14 protein-coding genes are annotated in these 14,441 nt (G+C 67.1%); 3 read left to right on the top strand and 11 right to left on the bottom strand.

Annotated elements, in window-relative coordinates:
* Window positions 1-102 precede the first annotated feature (102 nt).
* From OTB20_RS23880 to OTB20_RS23870, 3 genes are read right to left on the bottom strand one after another with little or no spacing between them, the layout of a single operon-like run.
* Window positions 103-906 carry a CPBP family intramembrane glutamic endopeptidase gene (locus OTB20_RS23880; RefSeq protein ID WP_267820464.1) on the bottom strand — a complete coding sequence of 268 codons (804 nt, stop codon included), beginning with the start codon at window positions 904-906 and terminating at the stop codon, window positions 103-105.
* A 20-nt stretch (window positions 907-926) separates the two neighbouring features.
* On the bottom strand, window positions 927-1,067 hold the full coding sequence (locus tag OTB20_RS23875) for a hypothetical protein (protein WP_267820462.1): 141 nt from the start codon (window positions 1,065-1,067) through the stop codon (window positions 927-929).
* A gap of 13 nt (window positions 1,068-1,080) precedes the next feature.
* On the bottom strand, window positions 1,081-2,724 hold the full coding sequence (locus OTB20_RS23870) for a phosphoesterase (RefSeq protein WP_267820460.1): 1,644 nt from the start codon (window positions 2,722-2,724) through the stop codon (window positions 1,081-1,083).
* An 81-nt stretch (window positions 2,725-2,805) separates the two neighbouring features.
* Between OTB20_RS23870 and OTB20_RS23865 the strand changes: the two genes are divergently transcribed.
* Entirely contained in the window at window positions 2,806-3,141 is a 336-nt protein-coding gene (locus tag OTB20_RS23865) for a histone-like nucleoid-structuring protein Lsr2 (protein WP_267820459.1), read from the top strand.
* 99 nt (window positions 3,142-3,240) lie between these two features.
* On the opposite strand, the gene OTB20_RS23860 is transcribed toward OTB20_RS23865, so the two are convergent.
* Both OTB20_RS23860 and OTB20_RS23855 read right to left on the bottom strand, forming a co-directional pair.
* Window positions 3,241-3,735: an SLOG family protein gene (locus tag OTB20_RS23860; RefSeq protein WP_267820457.1), complete on the bottom strand. Its 495-nt coding sequence runs from the start codon at window positions 3,733-3,735 to the stop codon at window positions 3,241-3,243.
* Window positions 3,736-3,792: 57 nt separating this feature from the next.
* Entirely contained in the window at window positions 3,793-3,927 is a 135-nt protein-coding gene (locus OTB20_RS23855) for a hypothetical protein (protein WP_267820455.1), read from the bottom strand.
* A gap of 2,294 nt (window positions 3,928-6,221) precedes the next feature.
* Between OTB20_RS23855 and OTB20_RS23850 the strand changes: the two genes are divergently transcribed.
* Window positions 6,222-6,686, top strand: a complete 465-nt coding sequence (locus tag OTB20_RS23850; protein WP_267820454.1) for a hypothetical protein — start codon at window positions 6,222-6,224, stop codon at window positions 6,684-6,686.
* A gap of 58 nt (window positions 6,687-6,744) precedes the next feature.
* Window positions 6,745-8,031: a ParM/StbA family protein gene (locus tag OTB20_RS23845; RefSeq protein WP_267820453.1), complete on the top strand. Its 1,287-nt coding sequence runs from the start codon at window positions 6,745-6,747 to the stop codon at window positions 8,029-8,031.
* A gap of 262 nt (window positions 8,032-8,293) precedes the next feature.
* On the opposite strand, the gene OTB20_RS23840 is transcribed toward OTB20_RS23845, so the two are convergent.
* The 6 genes from OTB20_RS23840 to OTB20_RS23815 all read right to left on the bottom strand — a co-directional run bounded on the left by OTB20_RS23840 (window position 8,294) and on the right by OTB20_RS23815 (window position 14,252).
* Window positions 8,294-8,488 (bottom strand): hypothetical protein, encoded by a 195-nt coding sequence (locus OTB20_RS23840; RefSeq protein WP_267820451.1) that lies wholly within the window; start codon window positions 8,486-8,488, stop codon window positions 8,294-8,296.
* A 68-nt stretch (window positions 8,489-8,556) separates the two neighbouring features.
* The gene (locus OTB20_RS23835) at window positions 8,557-9,111 is read right to left on the bottom strand and encodes a hypothetical protein (RefSeq protein WP_267820449.1); all 555 of its coding nucleotides are present in this window, start codon (window positions 9,109-9,111) and stop codon (window positions 8,557-8,559) included.
* 894 nt (window positions 9,112-10,005) lie between these two features.
* Complete coding sequence (locus OTB20_RS23830) at window positions 10,006-10,431, bottom strand: NUDIX domain-containing protein (protein WP_267820447.1); 426 nt, start codon at window positions 10,429-10,431, stop codon at window positions 10,006-10,008.
* A 97-nt stretch (window positions 10,432-10,528) separates the two neighbouring features.
* Complete coding sequence (locus tag OTB20_RS23825; RefSeq protein WP_267820445.1) at window positions 10,529-11,317, bottom strand: SDR family NAD(P)-dependent oxidoreductase; 789 nt, start codon at window positions 11,315-11,317, stop codon at window positions 10,529-10,531.
* The gene (locus tag OTB20_RS23820; protein ID WP_267820443.1) at window positions 11,314-12,363 is read right to left on the bottom strand and encodes a hypothetical protein; all 1,050 of its coding nucleotides are present in this window, start codon (window positions 12,361-12,363) and stop codon (window positions 11,314-11,316) included. Before OTB20_RS23820 ends, OTB20_RS23825 begins: the two co-directional genes overlap by 4 nt.
* A complete protein-coding gene (locus OTB20_RS23815; RefSeq protein ID WP_267820442.1) occupies window positions 12,360-14,252 on the bottom strand; it encodes a nucleotidyltransferase domain-containing protein in 1,893 nt (630 codons plus the stop codon). The genes OTB20_RS23820 and OTB20_RS23815 overlap by 4 nt, the downstream gene beginning before the upstream one ends.
* Window positions 14,253-14,441 lie beyond the last annotated feature (189 nt).

Raw genomic sequence — 14,441 nt, 5'->3', positions numbered from 1 at the left:
ACAGGCGACTTGGCAAGGTCACCCGCATCAACGGGAGCTTCGTTGCGTTCGTAGCGCCTCCGCCGGACACCGTCACACGGCCACACCAGCGCGTCTACAAGATCAATCCGACTTTGCAACAGCCCTGCCTCCCGGGGCCTGCACTGCGCCTGGCGCGGTCAAGCCGGCGACCCGCCGGTAGAGCCCAAAGGCACAACCAGCGAAAGCCAGGTACAGGAGCATTGCGGAGACGGGGTTCGCCAGAGCGAAGAGCGCCTGTGCTGGGACAAGGGCGGCAGCGAGGTTGAAGCCCAGGTGCAGGAGCACGCAGGGCCACAGCACGCGCGTGTGTTCGTAGATCAGGGCCAGGAGCACCGCCAATGGCAGGGTCGAGGCGAACTGCACGGCGTTGCCGTGCAGCAGGCCGAACACCACGGCGGTGACCAGCGTGGAAGCGAGGATGCTCACCCGCTTGCGCAGCAATGGGTAGACCAGCCCTCGGAACAGGGCCTCCTCTCCCGCAGGAGCCGCGACCATGGCGAGCAGCAGGGTCGCCAGCGCTCCAGCCGCCTGCCTCGTCTGGTTCGACGCGTCGAAGCCTGGGGACCCGGTCGCGGCGTAGATCCACAAGGCCAGCGACTGCCCGGCGAGGAATGCCAGAACCGCGCAGCCGACGGCGGTCCACCCGAAGCGCGGAATTTCCATGCTCGGCCGCGGCGCATGCGCGAGCCACTGGGGCCGCTGGATCCTCACTGAGCCGACCAGGACGACAACAAGCATGCCCAGGACGGAGGTCGCGACGATCGGCTCGCCGATGAGGCGGACTGCGACGGCGCCCAGACCGAGGTAGGCCGCGACGACGGCGAACGGCACGAGGGCGCACCACCCGATGCCGAGCAGACGCGAAGCGGTCGGTGGCGTCGTCATGGTCTTCTCCTCTACGGGGCTCAAGCAGCCGTGGTGATCTGTTCGTTGATGACGGCCTGGACGCGGGTGTCGCCGCGGAAGGTGTTCAGCTGCAACGTCGCCGTGAAGCGCAGCGTCCCGAGCTGGGTACGGCTGGCGCGCTGCACGAAGCTCTGGATCACGTCGAACTTCTCCTCAGCGACGTTCCACCACAGGCAGGACAGGCAGGACCGGGTGACCAGGCGCAGGTAGTGCGGTTCCGATCCGGTCCACGCGCAGGCCCAGGGGCTCGATCGCGATCTCGACGACCGGCGTGGTGAAGCCGTACCCGATGGGCTTGAGGCCCTCGGTCCGGCGCACCAGCTCGAACAGCGGCTGCAGATCTTCAAGGCCGGCGTCACGGTCGGCGTCCGGGCCGAGCACGAGATCGCCTTTGGGGCCATCGGTGCTGACGGCGAGCAGGGCAACCTGCGTGGTCTCCTGCAGCACGGCGGCCAGGCCGTCTCTTCCGGATCTTGCCGGACCCGCGACGCCCGGCACCGCACCTGATCCGCCGGACTCCGTCCGGGGAGACCCCCGGGTTGTCGAGGTGCCCGAGTACGTCCAGTACACGCTGTACCCCTCCGCCTTGCCATGTACGGCACCGGACGCCGCGGGCGCGGCCGACACGATCCGAAAGAGGCCGTTGATCCCCATCATCCGGTTGGCCGGCAGCCCGTACGTGCCGAGGGGGGCGTCCAAGAGGTACATCCACGGGGCCAGAAGCTGGTCTCCGGCGAGCTTGCCGGCCTGGGCGAAGGCCTTGAGCAGGATCGCGAAGCCCTCGAAGGCCCGGAGGAAGACCGGGTGATGCGGCTCGGTGCGCAGCAGCTGCATCCGCATCGACTGCTCGATGTCGATGTCGATGTCGATGTCGATGTCGATGGCATCGGGGTCGGCGTCGAACCCACCCCAGGGATTGGGGATGGTCTTCGGCGCGGCGACGCGCAGCAGGCGGGCAATCGAGATCGCATCGCGCACCAGCCGGCGGTTCTCGTACGGCACGGGCATGACGTCGGAGTCAGTGCCGAGGCCGGCGAACAGACGCAGCAGGCGGATCTCCCAGAGCTTCTCGGGCCGGTGCACGCGGGTGTACGCCTCGATCACCCGGTAGAGGTCGTGGGCACCGCAGATCCCGGTATGGGCGTAGGTCTCGTCGATCCGGCTCGGGTCGACAGTGATGTCCGCGGTCGAGCCCGGCGCGAGCTCCTCGGGGTGGTCGGTCACCAACGTCGTCCAGCCCAGGGCACGCGCGGCGGCGATACTGCGGCGGGAGTTCACTCCACCGTCGCTGGTGAGCAGAACCCGGGCATCAGGCCACTTCGCATGGATCTCGGCGACGTCCTCGGGAGCGAGCTCGCAGCCGCGGCGGTAGTCGGGGAGGTGCAGCTCGACGTCCAAGCCGAGCTCGGACAGGCCTGCGTGGCCGAGGATGCCAGAGGAGATGCCGTCCGTGTCGAAGTAGGGGGCGATGCTGATCTTCTGGCCCGCGCTCCGGGAGTCATGAAGGGCTTCGACCATCTCGGCCAGGTCCAGGAGTTCGTCGTGCTCGGTGGACTCGATCTCCTTCAGGTACTGATCCGACCATCCACTGCGTTGGCACAGCAGCATGAAGAGGTCGATGTCCTCGTCGGCGAGCGAGTGGTCGTCGACGGCATGAAGCGTGGACATCGAGGGGGCCCTCTCGATCGGGGTCGCTGGTCGGTGGAGAGCGGGGCATGAGACGCCTTTCAACGTTACTGCGATTCTAGCAGTAACAGTCACCTCTTCTGCCAATTCGCCAACACCTTTGAGCCTCATTCGGGCTCCAAATGGCGCACTTATGTCGAATGATTGCGATAGGGTTTCCAAAGTCCTTGCGCATCAGCTACTCTCGCCAGTATGGCTATTCGAAGCATTGTCGAGTCAGATCTCAGCGGTAAGCCGGATGCAGCTACCGTAACCTTCGGCCTGGGAGACACCTGGTACGAAGTCGATCTCACAGCTGAGGAGAAGAAGAGCCTTGAGGCTGCGCTGAAGTCGTACATGGAGGTCAGCCGGAAGGCCGGGAAGCCTGCACTCAAGAAGCGAGTCGTACCTGAGACGACTGCCGAGGAGCGAGACAAGATCCGCGAGTGGGCCAAGGAGAAGGGCCACGAGTTCGCGGATCGGGGGCGCATCCCGAAGAACGTCATGAAGGCCTACGACGAGGCTCACGGCATCGATCGGAGCAACTAGCGCTGAGCCTGATGTTCGCCTCCTGGCCGACTTCTCTCGTTCGCCCCCGAAGGGCCCTGCAGTGTGCTGCAGGGCCCTTCGCGCGTCTTCAGACCACCTTCAGACCAGATGGATCACGTTGGTCGTCTTGATACCCGCAGCTCGCGCTCGAGCCCTGCAGTGGATGGTGCCGCGCGAGAAGTGTCCCGGCGTCTCTGGCATGAGCTGCCCCTGGCTTCGCTTCGGGCATCCGGGCTTCTGGCAGAGGTCGAGGAAGGCCGTGCACAGCACCTGAGCCCCGGCCTCGCGGAAGACCTGGGCGGCGTCGACCATCTCCGGGTTCCGCTGGAAGCCGGCTGCTCCCCCGTGGGCCGACCAATCGGCGGGAAAGATGATGATCTCGGAGCCTGCGTCCCGCCACATCAGTTCAGCCATGGCGTCGGCCCCCTTGGGACAGTGCCGCGAAAGAAGCACCGGCCGGGTGGCGTTCTTGGGCCCCCAGCCGCGCCAGGCGTCGCTGAACGTCTCACGCATACTCTTCGCGTCGTTCCAGCTGCGGGAACCGGTGACGAGGACGACGCGCGAGGACGATTCTGGCATCATTTCAGCAATCATTCGAGTCTCCTCTCCTTATGACTCGGTGGTCTCCACAGCTGGAATCGAGAGCTGTGGTCATGACGTCTGGGCAGGCGCGGCGACCTGCATGCCGCTGCCCCATTCCGGCCAGCCGGTACTGGACCCGATCACGGCCAGGTCCTTCTCCCGATGCAGCTCGACGCGGATCTGATCGTCACTACACATCGGCATGGGTGGGCGATGTACATCCCGTCACCGCTGCGGGGGATGCTCACGGTGGCGACCGTTCTGTTCTCGTCGTCGGTGAAGTCGACACTATCGACGCCCCCGACTTCGCCGGAGCGCATACTCGGCGTCGGCTTCGCTGTTCGACTGCTACAACTTCGGCACGCAGCAGGCTCCTTTATCGCAGGACGAGTTCAGGCTGGGACTGTGTCGATGTTGTGCCTCTGCGTGGACTCGGGTGGGGGGGGCGACCATCGAGTGCGGACCGCGGTGGGGTCCGTGCGATCTCGATGCTCAGCCCAGCTCCCGCGCCAGCCTGCCGGCTGACGACCCGGAAGGTCCCGCTTGAGTGATCCACCCCTGGCCGGATCGCACTGCGAGCCACCGCGCGGAGCGTCACTTCTCGCCTGAGCCAGGCGCTGCCCGCCCGCCTCTCCACTGCTGCGCCCCTCCCCCCTGTCCGCTCGCTGGTCCGCACGTCTGTGGACAACCGCGGTGGGGCAGCGTTGGGGTTCGCCCCTCAAGCGCAGGGCTGGGCATAGCCAGAGGGAGCGCCGGCGACCGCGGGACCGGCGAGCTCAGCGACCGGTGGAAACCCGTCGGGCCATGCCTGACACGTCATCGGAGCGCAGTAGAGAGGCCGAGCGGAGCGAGGGTCCGCAGGGCACGCGTTATCAGTTTCCCTTATGCCCTTTCACTTCCTTGTCGCCGTCCCCGCTGTTCCACGGCTGGAGCATGCGTGGAAGCCTGGAACATCAGGGGAAACGGTCCGTACCCTCTCGACTCGTACCCCTCCCCCTTTCGTGCAGCGGGGGTACGGGTCTGGCCGTTTCGCCTGGTCGTCACACCTTCTGGCCGTACTGCTGTTTCGTCGTTCCGGATACGGCCGTACCCCCGTGCCGATCCGTCCTCGTGAGGCACGACGAGGCGGGGTACGACGGCGCACAGCTCCGGTTCACCACCTTGCTGCCACAGGCGGCACAGCCCTCGCCCAGCAGCGGATCCGTCCTCGCGCGACGCCGTCGCTTCGGCTGTGGACAACGCTCTGCTTCATCGCTCGCCGCTGACGGCGTAGCCGGCCTCGCACCATCGTGTTGCTGGTTGCACCGACCTGGATTCGCCGTGCTCTGGCCGTTGCTCCGGTGGTGGCGCGGCGGCGTGCCGGCACGTCACGCACCGCGCCGGAGGCGGGCGTTCGGCACTACCTTGTCGACACACGATCCGACCCCGGGCTGTGTTTCGTTTCGCGCTTGCGCGGCGAGCCCGGGGCGGTCTCTCGTGGACGCATCAGAAGAAGAGAGCCCCGGCTGCGGCGACCATCTGCCCATCGGGCACAGCGAGCAGCTCGAGGGGTATCGGAGCGTTGTCGCCTTCCTCCAGAGGGCGCCTCCGCAGCAACGCCTCCGAGCCCCTTCCACCCCACGGCCCGTACTGTGCAAGCACGTCATTCCTCGCACGCTCGCTGGGCGTGGGGGCCTGCTCCCCCCTTCGCCCCTTCTCACTCTGCGCGACCGTGCCGGCTCGATGACGCCCCCGTGCCGACCGCCGCACCAGCGCTGTGTCGGCGTCTCGGTGGCAGCTGTGCCGGCCATGCTCCGCCAGCGGTCCGTGACTGTCTCAACGTACCCGCCGGATGGCTTTGGCAAGGGGGCGGTCAGGCCTCGCGGCCCCGTGAATCAGCGCTTCCCTCGCGTCTCTGCGGTGACCCATCGGAACACGCAAGGGCCGCGACTAGGACACGTACAAGACACCGACTGATGTTGCTGGGTCTTTCAGAGTCCCGCGCGTGTCCGCACAGTGTCTCGTGCGCGCTCCAACAGTGCCGCCCCGGTGTCGCACAGAGTGCCCTCGGACGATACGTCTGCGTCGGGGAGCCTGGTGGTGTCTGTGAGGAGGCGCAGTCGGGACACCAGTGGGAGCTTACGCGTGCCCCCGTTCGACTTCCCCGAGACCACGCCCTGACGCCAGGTGTCTCGCAGGTGTCCCGTGGGAGCCCTTGTTGCGTTGCCCGTGGGACTCATAGGCGCATGGCGCCGTCGGCATGCGCCCAGCCCTCTCCGGCAGGGGCACTGCAGCGTCTCGCAGGCGTCCCCGCCAGAGACGACCGGGGACTTAATGGCGCCCAACTCGCGTATCGAATTGGACTTGCATGGGGCTCGATAAGAACACTAGAGTGAGCCCATAGCGATTCGAATCCGAAGGAAAACATGAAGGGTGGTGAGTCCATGTGACAGAGCGAGAGGCGTCCAGTGAACGACTGGATGGAGTGCAGGAGCGATCGGAAGGGCGAGGTGAGTGCAATGGCGAATCAGCCGAGTGAACCTCGCAAGATCCGCTGGACCGTGCCCGCTGCCGACACCTCGGTGATCGAGTGGCTCGATCAGCAGGAGAACATCTCGCAGTCACTGCGACTGCTCATTCGGGAGTCCATTCAGCGCGACGGATACGTCGACGTCTACTACAAGCCCGTCGAGCAGCTGCCGCGTCGCGGCCGGCCGCCGCTGGAGAGCACCGAGCAGCGCGAGGACGACGAGGCGGTCACCGAGCGCCGTCCGGCCGCCACTCCTCGCCGGCCACAGCCCGTGGTCGCCGAGCAGGCCGACGCCGTCGTCGAGAAGACACCACCAGCGCCGGTAGCCCAACCCGAGCCGGTTCCCACACCTGTCGAGACGGTCGAGCATCCTGCGGTAAGCGCCCCCAGCCCAACCCCTGAGCCGCCGAAGCTGGCCTCCATCGACGAAATCATGGCGAGTACTCGGCGCTGAGTGACGTGGTGAATTTCATTTTCCAGGCAGACAACACAGACACCGAGGGACCGGATTCATGAGCGCCAACAGCAACGGCATCATCACCCTTACCGGCGGCATCGACGTCGGCAACGGCTACGTCAAGGGCGTCATCCAGAATACGAAGCGGGAGATCTTCGACGAGATCGATCTGCCCAGCGCGGTCGTCTCGACTTCCCGCACCTCGCCGAAGGTGCCGCTCCCCGACGCGGATGCGGCCTCCGTGATGGCCGGCGACTTCTACAACCAGCTCGACTGCTCGCTCACCACAACCCTGGTAGCGGCGTCGGACCGCCGAATCTTCGGCCGGGCAGCGCTGAGCGTGCGCGGCTCGAAGTTCACCGAGTTCGAGGTACTGGGCAAGCACTCCAAGGCTGATCAGGAGCTGAGCAAGGTCCTGGTCCTGGGTACCTTCGCCGCGAAGGCCCTGCGCGACTACGTCCGCGAGAACGGCGCGCTGCCCGATCACGAGCTGCGCGTGCACGTACGCGCCGGCCTGGCGCTGCCGATCTCCGAGTTCGTCGCGCGCCGCCACGCCTACGCCGCCGAGTTCATCGGTCTGCTGGGCAGCTCCGACCCCGCGGTGCACCTGGTGACGATCAAGAACTTCAGCACCCCGGTCTCGGTGCGCCTGCAGTTCGTCGACGTTCAGGTGATGGCCGAGGGTGCCTCCGCGCAGTTCGCCATCACCGACAAGGGCGAGCCGCTGGCCCAGGCTCTTCTCGATGATCTGCGCACTCGCGACGCCTCCGTCGTGGAAGGGGTCACGGCCTCCGATCTGGTGGCGGTGCAGAACACCATCGGCGTCGACATCGGTGAGGGCACCGTGAACTTTCCGGTCTTCACCGATGGGCGGTTCAACCCCGAGGCGGCAGCCACGCTCGACGAGGGCTACGGCACCGCGCTGATGAACGCCATGGAGCGCATGAGTGAGTCGGACGCCACGCTGCAGTTCTCCTCACGCAAGCAGCTGGCGGACTTCCTCCACGCGAAGCCGTCTGTGCTGGTGAAGAATCGTCACCAGCGCGCCGCCGGCTTCGTCGAGGACGAGGCCAGCTACCTGGTCGACGAGATCGTCTCCTCCTTCGGCGACGTCCTCTCCCAGGCCGGTGCGACGACCGAGGTCGTCTACGTCTACGGCGGCGGCTCGGGTCCTATCAAGCACCTGCTGCACCCTGCGCTTCTGAAGGCCGCTGGCGATGTGCCCGTGCTCTACCTCGACTCGAGCTACTCGCGACACCTGAACCGCGAGGGCCTGTACATCGCGGCACGGCACGTCGAGCAGCAGGCCGTCGCCGCGAAGCCTGCGGGCAAGCACAGTTGAGGAGGTGGCCTGATCCTCAGGCTGATGCCGGAGATCGCGCTTTCAACTGCGGCGACACCCTGCTCGGCGAGGGCGTCGTCGACATGCTTGATGGAGAGCAGGGTGTGCTCGGTGCGCTCCGGCATGGCGATCTCCCCCGGAAGATGCGATGGATTCGGCAGTGAGACCCCCGGCGCTGCTCTGCAGCGGAGCGCCTGGCTCACGGCTGCACTCCTGGCGTGGACGTGATCTTCCCAAGGCCAGACCGGATCAGCTCCGCTGATCATGCAGAAAGGGAGAGCCCCCGGTCGGCTACGGCTGGATACTGCCGTCCGGATTTCCGCGACGGTCGGTCGGGCGCGGCGGCGGCCTTCTCCCGCTCGTGGGCAACCGCGCCGACCACCAGCGCGAGCGCGCCCTTACGGGTGGTGCTATGGCTGCCGACCTGCCGCCGCTCGCCGCCGACTTCGCGCACCATCCAAACCGGTTCCGCGTACCTGGTGACCTGGTACACCGCACAGGTGCATTGCGGAAACCGGCGTGCGGTCAGTGCCCCGCCTCGCCTGGAACCGGGAGGGACCGGCCAAAGGCCCCGGATCCGGAGGCGCCGTTGCGTGAGAACGGAGGGCGGAAGAGGCCGCAGTCTTCGCACGAGCCGCACAGCGGTTCCGGGGTGTGCAGAGTCTCGCCGGACACGTACAACGGAGCCAGGGCGGTGGCGAGGTCGACCTTCCGGCCTCGGACAATCTCGGCGGCTGGGACATCGATGCGGAAGCCGCTGGCCGGGTAGTCCGGGTGGTCGGAGAACACCACGGCACACATCCAAGCGCCGGAGTGGCGCTTGCGCTGCAGCGACTCCTCCTCGACACCCTCAGGCAGAGCCTCCTCCCGGAACTCGATCGGCACCACGACGACGCGGTAGGCCTGGTGAGTGCGCGGCTGCTGCCAGGGCAGTTCGACGAGCAGGTCCTTGGGCCACTCGTCGATGGTCACGGGCAGAGTTGACAGGTAGTGGTTCAGCGAGCCTTCGGGGGCCTGGGCCAGCCGGGTCCGCTCCTGCTCTTCGGTCTCGATACAGCCGATGCGGCTGAGGAAACTCATGATGGTCCGTGCTCCTTGGTCAGTGCGTGTGCTGGGGGTGGGCCGCCCGCATGGGTTCGAAAGAAGACGAGTTCGTCGAGTGCGCAGCGCCCGCCGTAGATGTGTGAGGCCTCCAGGGCGGCGAGGTACGGCAGCGGCAAAGCAGTAGCCGCTCATGGAGTCGGCCAGGCTGGCCAGGCCCATGCCGATGAGGAGTGAGCTGGCGGCGAGCGAGCCTGTCATGGGTTCGCCCGAGATCGCAGTTGAAGGAGAGAAGCAGCCGCTCAGCGTGTTTCGCTGTAACCGCACTCGGGGCACGTGTGCGTGGCCTTCTTCCCAGCGCGGATGCCGTAGGCGCTCGACTCCATATCGCTGGCGCAGTTCGGGCAGTTCATGGCTTGGCTCCTGGCGGGACAAGGACGTTCTTCAACGTCAGATCCGGATCAGCTCTGCTGATCCCTTGTGCTCACTGCCTTCACGGGGCGAGTAGGGCGAGCCACGAAAAAACACAGCACCCCGGCGCCGCACCTGCCCGAAGGCAGGGCGCGCACCGGGGTGCTGGGGAAGTTGGAGCTGCAGAGATCTCCAGGGACACGCCACAGGGATCACCTGCAGCGCTCAGGAATCGAACCCCTTCCGTGATCGGTCTGCACGGTGTGCCCACTGGCGTACGCCGAGGATCAGCCGGCGCACTGCGGATCTGAACCGCTCCGTGCGGAAGTCTGTGGTCGGTTTGTCAGGCCAACCGCCATACCAACCGCATTCCTTCGAAGGCGACGGGCTGCTCCGCCTGGACGTGAGATCCGAGCACACCAGCTCGCCCCACGTGCCCTTGCACAGCTTGTGATCGGCCAGACGGCCTTCCTCGCTGTCGCGCGGCGTTCGCGGCCAGGAAGCCGAGCTTCCAGCGCCGCTTCACGCCCATTCGGACATGACCTCCTGGATCAGGGGCAGCACCGATGGAGGCTGGAGGTTGAGGGTGGCCAGGGCCTGGGGGGTGGTGAGGGGGGTCTCGACGAGTTCGTAGGTGCCGCGATCGACACGCGTGAACTCACTGCCGGTACGGTCGTCGAAGGCCCACGTGCGGACCTCGGCGAGATAGATGTGCTGGATCTCTTCGCGTTCGATGTCGGCGAGAGTGCCCAGCAGCCGGACGACGTGAGCCTCCCCGGCAATCTCCTCGTGGATCTCACGGTGGAGAGCCGCTTCCGGGGTGGGGTCGCCGTCCTCGATGCCGCCGCCGACGAGGACGTGGTAGACGTCGCGGCCGGGGACGGTGCGGCGGATGATGATCATGGTGTGGGCCGGGGTGATCAGGACGGCACGCACTCGTTCTTTCACTGTGTCTCCTCAGGCGTTGCTGTCGAGGAGATCAGTTCATCATCCAGCCGCCGTCAACGTGGAGACTCTGACCGGTGATGAACCCGGCCGGAGGAGATCAGTTCATCATCCAGCCGCCATCGACGTGGAGGCTCTGACCGGTGATGAACCCGGCCGAAGGACTTGCCAGGTAGGCGACGGCGGCCGCCACGTCCTCCGGCCGCCCGCGGCGGGGAACGCACTGGCGGGCGATCTGGTGCTCGGGGGACACCCGGGCGGAGGGCGGGAGGGCATCTTCAGCAGGAACCTGGATCGCTCCGGGCAGGACCGAGTTGACGGTGATCCCGCCCGCGCCGACATCGCGGGCCAGGGACCGGGTCAGTCCGATCATCGCGTTCTTGGCCGTGGCGTAGGGGGTGAGCTGGCGACGGCCCACGAGGGCATTGATCGAGCCGATGTTCACGATCCTGCCCCACCGGCGTTCCGTCATGCTCGGGGTGGCAGCCTGGCACAGGCGGCGCGGAGCGTGGAGGTTGATGGCCAGGGACTGTGCCCAGTCGGCCTCGTCCAGGTCTTCCCAGGGGATACGGGGGTAGGCGCCGGCGTTGTTGATCAGGATGTCGACGGGTGCGAGGGCGTCGGTGACGGTGGCGATCAGGGCGGCCGGGAACATCGGATCGGTGAGATCACCGGAGACGGCGATGCCTCGGGTGGGCAGCTGGTCCAGGAGGCCGGCGGCGGCAGCGTCCTCGTCGAAATGGGCGATGGCAACCTGGGCGCCGGCGGTGGCGAGGGCACGGCAGATCGCGCTGCCGATGCCACCGGTGGCTCCGGTGACCAGAGCGGTGCGGCCGAGCAGGGGTCGGCTGCGCAGCGACTGGTCAGTGATGGGGAGGGTGGGGTTCACGGAAGCTCCGTTTCACATGTGTGCTGGGTGAAGAACTCGGTGGCGTTGCTGCTCGTCTGATGGAGTTCGGCGGCCTTGACCAGCAGCAGGAGGGTGTCGGTCGTCGTGATGGGCCAGGGACGGACGACGCCGAGGACGCGGAGGGTGAGGAAGGGGCGCAAGTCGTGCCAGGGGATGTCGGGCAGGGCTTGCAGGGCGGTGGTGAGGGCGGCTCGGCGGCCGGGGCCGGTGTTCCACTCGTAGTGGATGTCGAAGTGTCCGAGTCGGGGGTGGTGGTACAGGTGGGTGATCCGGGGGGTCGTGAGGGGCGGGAGGGCGAGGCGCATGGTGCGCTGGTAGGTCTCGGGTTGATAGGTGGGGACGAGCCAGCCGCCCAGGCCCATCAGGTACCAGAGGAGGTTGGCGGCTTCGCCCGGAAGGGTGTTGAGGCCGGCGAGTGTGAAGTCGAGCCAGCACAGGGGGTCGGCGATGTTTGGCTCGGTGGGGTCTCCCTGAGTGTGTCCGCTCACCCAGCTGCTGTCCGGTGTCAGGATCTGGCGGGTGGTGTGGACGATGTCGGGGAGGTTGATGGCGAGCGGCCGGCCGTTGACGGTGATCGTGTGGTCGGCGAGGTCAGCCGCAGTGAGAGCGGGAACGTTTCCTCCGGCCGGAACGAGGGAGTGGCCGGGGTTCAGGTACCAGGTGTCCAGGCGTCCACCGGGTCGGATGCGGTCGGCGTAGAGGGTGGGAACGCAGCTACTCAGGGGGTATCGGCGTTCGGGCATGAAGGCCGTGGTCAGGTCGTGGCACACGGCTTCAACGAGCTCGACGACACGGGGGATCTGGCTCGGGTCGCGGTCGGCGAGGGCGATGATGTCGCCGAGGAGGAGTTCGCACCGTCCCTGAGCAAACACGTCGTCGAAGACCACCTGGCTGCCGTCCGGCCCGTCGTGAAGACCATGGAGCCGGGGAACGGAGAGACGGTGTTCGACCAGGCGGTGGCCATCAACTTCCCTCCTCGCGGCCGTGCTATCGGGAAAGTTCTTGGCGAAGACTGCGTCGGTCACTGCTCCACTCCGTTCATGGTGTCGTTCCACAGGTCGAGGACGATCCGGGCGGCCTCGAGGGCGGCGTCGCGGTCGGTACGGGCGGTGCGGGCCAGGGAGGTGTCGTGGCCGTGGGCGCCGAGGAGCCTGGTCAGGGCGTCCTCGTCGGCGGAGACCGGTACGCCGCGGAACTCCAACTGCACCTTCGCGGACACCCCCGTCACCTTGTAGAGGGTGCGCAGATCGCCGGCGCCGGCGAGGATCTGCCGGCGGATGTCGAAGGTTGCTTGGACCCCGTTCATGACGGTGGCGGCCACGATGGCGGCCGGGTCCGGAGCGGGGAGCCGCAGGCCATTTCGGACCCACAGCGGAGTGATGGCACCGGCACCGATCTGGGCCAGCACATGCTGGAGCCGAACGGACACGTTTCCGGCGCGGCATTCGGCGAGCGTGACGACGCTGATGCCGAGCTTGACGCCTTCCAGGTCGGCGCGGAGCTCGGCCAGCACGTCGGCGAGGGCATCCAGACGGGCGTTGTCGGAGACGACGAACACATCGAGGTCGCTCCACCCGCTCTGGAACTCGCCCCGGGCACCGGACCCGGTGACGGCCAGCAGGTCCACCACCGGGTCAGCGCCGCCGGTGGTGCGGTCCAGCAGCTTGCCCAGGTAGGACTCCAGGCTGATCGGGAGGCCCAGCATGTTCACGGGCTGCGCCTCCGGGTGCCGTGCGGGCCAGTGGCGATCGAGGACCATCGCGTCCAGGCAGCGCTCCAGGCCGAGCCGTGTACCGGAGTTGTCGATCACCCGGTCCGCGATGCCCGCGATCCTGTCCGCGCCTCGACCCTCCTTGACGACGTCGCGCACGACCACGTCGTCGGCTCCGGTTTCGCTGCGTGCGCGGCGGGCCGCCATAGGCGTGTCGAGGTACGTGACGGTGACCTGCCGTCCAAGCAGTCGTCGCAGTGCGGCGGTGGACCCCAAGGAGTGCAGCGACTCGATCGTCACGTCCTTCACGTAGTAGTGGGCCGTCAGATAGCGATCCAGGGCGTCGACGATCAACTCGGCCTGGACGTCCTCCGTGACCGCGTACGGGTCGGGTATGCCGGCGTGCGCGGCGGCGGTGTCGAGCAGCCACCCGAGCTTGAGGCGGGCGTGGCCGTGTCGCATGCGCAGATACTCGCCAGCGGTGCTCTTGCCGCTCTCGGACAGCCCGGCGAGCGCGATGATCTGCACCCCGTCCAGGGCACGGGCAGGCACGGCCGAGTGCCACGGGTGCAGCACACGCCGGATCTCCCGCTGCACCTCGACGATGGAGCGGTCACCGATCATCACCGTGTGCTTGAAGCGGCGCTCTTTGGTATGCATGTCGTGCAGTCGTTCGTGCAGGATCTGCTGGTAGCGGTCGTAGGGCGGCGTGACGCTCGCCTGGTGGGCGAGGCTGCGGGCCACGTTCTTGCCGATGTCCTCGGAGAACGCCAGGTAGAGGGAAAGCTCAGCGTCCTCGGCGACGCGAAGGTCCGTGGCCCAAGGTTCGAGCAGGGCCCGTGCCCGGTCGGCCGCTGCCGGGGCGGCCAGGTTCTCGCGGACGGCAACGGTGGCGGCGACCGACGCCTCCAACATGGGGATGCCCCGGTCCAGCAGTCGCAGGCTCCCGACGCCGGGGGCGGCGGATCGCGCGAGGTAAGAAGTCACGAGGACGTCCACGACCTCCTCGATGGGGCCCGTCCCGAACCACCACCCGGCCATGTCGCCCTGGATAGCGGTCCATCGAGAGTCGTGGTCGTGCAGGGCGCCGGCGGGCGCCGCAGCCGGACCGATCCGGCGGGCCAGCAGGCCGATCTGCGTGGTCTTACCCGTGTTGTCGGCCCCATTGAAAGCGACCGACAACATCGTGGACTCGTGATCCATCAGGTTTCTCCTCCTACAGGGTGGGCAGCACAAAGCGCTGCCCACCACATGGGTGTTCAGGGAAAAGGGGTCAGGTGCGGGATCTGGCCTGAACACGGCCAACCCCGATGGGTTCAACACACAACACAGCGCCCGGATCGATGACATCGTCCGCGCGCAGTTGAGTGATTTGGGCTGAGACATTCACTT

The sequence above is a fragment of the Streptomyces sp. H27-H1 genome, from assembly GCF_026627445.1.
GTDB lineage: Bacteria > Actinomycetota > Actinomycetes > Streptomycetales > Streptomycetaceae > Streptomyces.
The sequence above is the reverse complement of the archived record's forward strand: the minus strand, read 5'-3'. Positions and strand labels throughout refer to the sequence as shown.

Coding starts and splice junctions, on each gene's coding strand:
- OTB20_RS23870 (WP_267820460.1), bottom strand. CDS start 2,724: ATGAGGCTCAAAGGTGTTGGCGAATTGGCAGAAGAGGTGACTGTTACT.
- OTB20_RS23815 (WP_267820442.1), bottom strand. CDS start 14,252: ATGGATCACGAGTCCACGATGTTGTCGGTCGCTTTCAATGGGGCCGAC.
- OTB20_RS23835 (WP_267820449.1), bottom strand. CDS start 9,111: ATGAGTTTCCTCAGCCGCATCGGCTGTATCGAGACCGAAGAGCAGGAG.
- OTB20_RS23860 (WP_267820457.1), bottom strand. CDS start 3,735: ATGATTGCTGAAATGATGCCAGAATCGTCCTCGCGCGTCGTCCTCGTC.
- OTB20_RS23865 (WP_267820459.1), top strand. CDS start 2,806: ATGGCTATTCGAAGCATTGTCGAGTCAGATCTCAGCGGTAAGCCGGAT.
- OTB20_RS23845 (WP_267820453.1), top strand. CDS start 6,745: ATGAGCGCCAACAGCAACGGCATCATCACCCTTACCGGCGGCATCGAC.
- OTB20_RS23855 (WP_267820455.1), bottom strand. CDS start 3,927: ATGCCGATGTGTAGTGACGATCAGATCCGCGTCGAGCTGCATCGGGAG.
- OTB20_RS23850 (WP_267820454.1), top strand. CDS start 6,222: ATGGCGAATCAGCCGAGTGAACCTCGCAAGATCCGCTGGACCGTGCCC.
- OTB20_RS23880 (WP_267820464.1), bottom strand. CDS start 906: ATGACGACGCCACCGACCGCTTCGCGTCTGCTCGGCATCGGGTGGTGC.
- OTB20_RS23840 (WP_267820451.1), bottom strand. CDS start 8,488: ATGGTGCGCGAAGTCGGCGGCGAGCGGCGGCAGGTCGGCAGCCATAGC.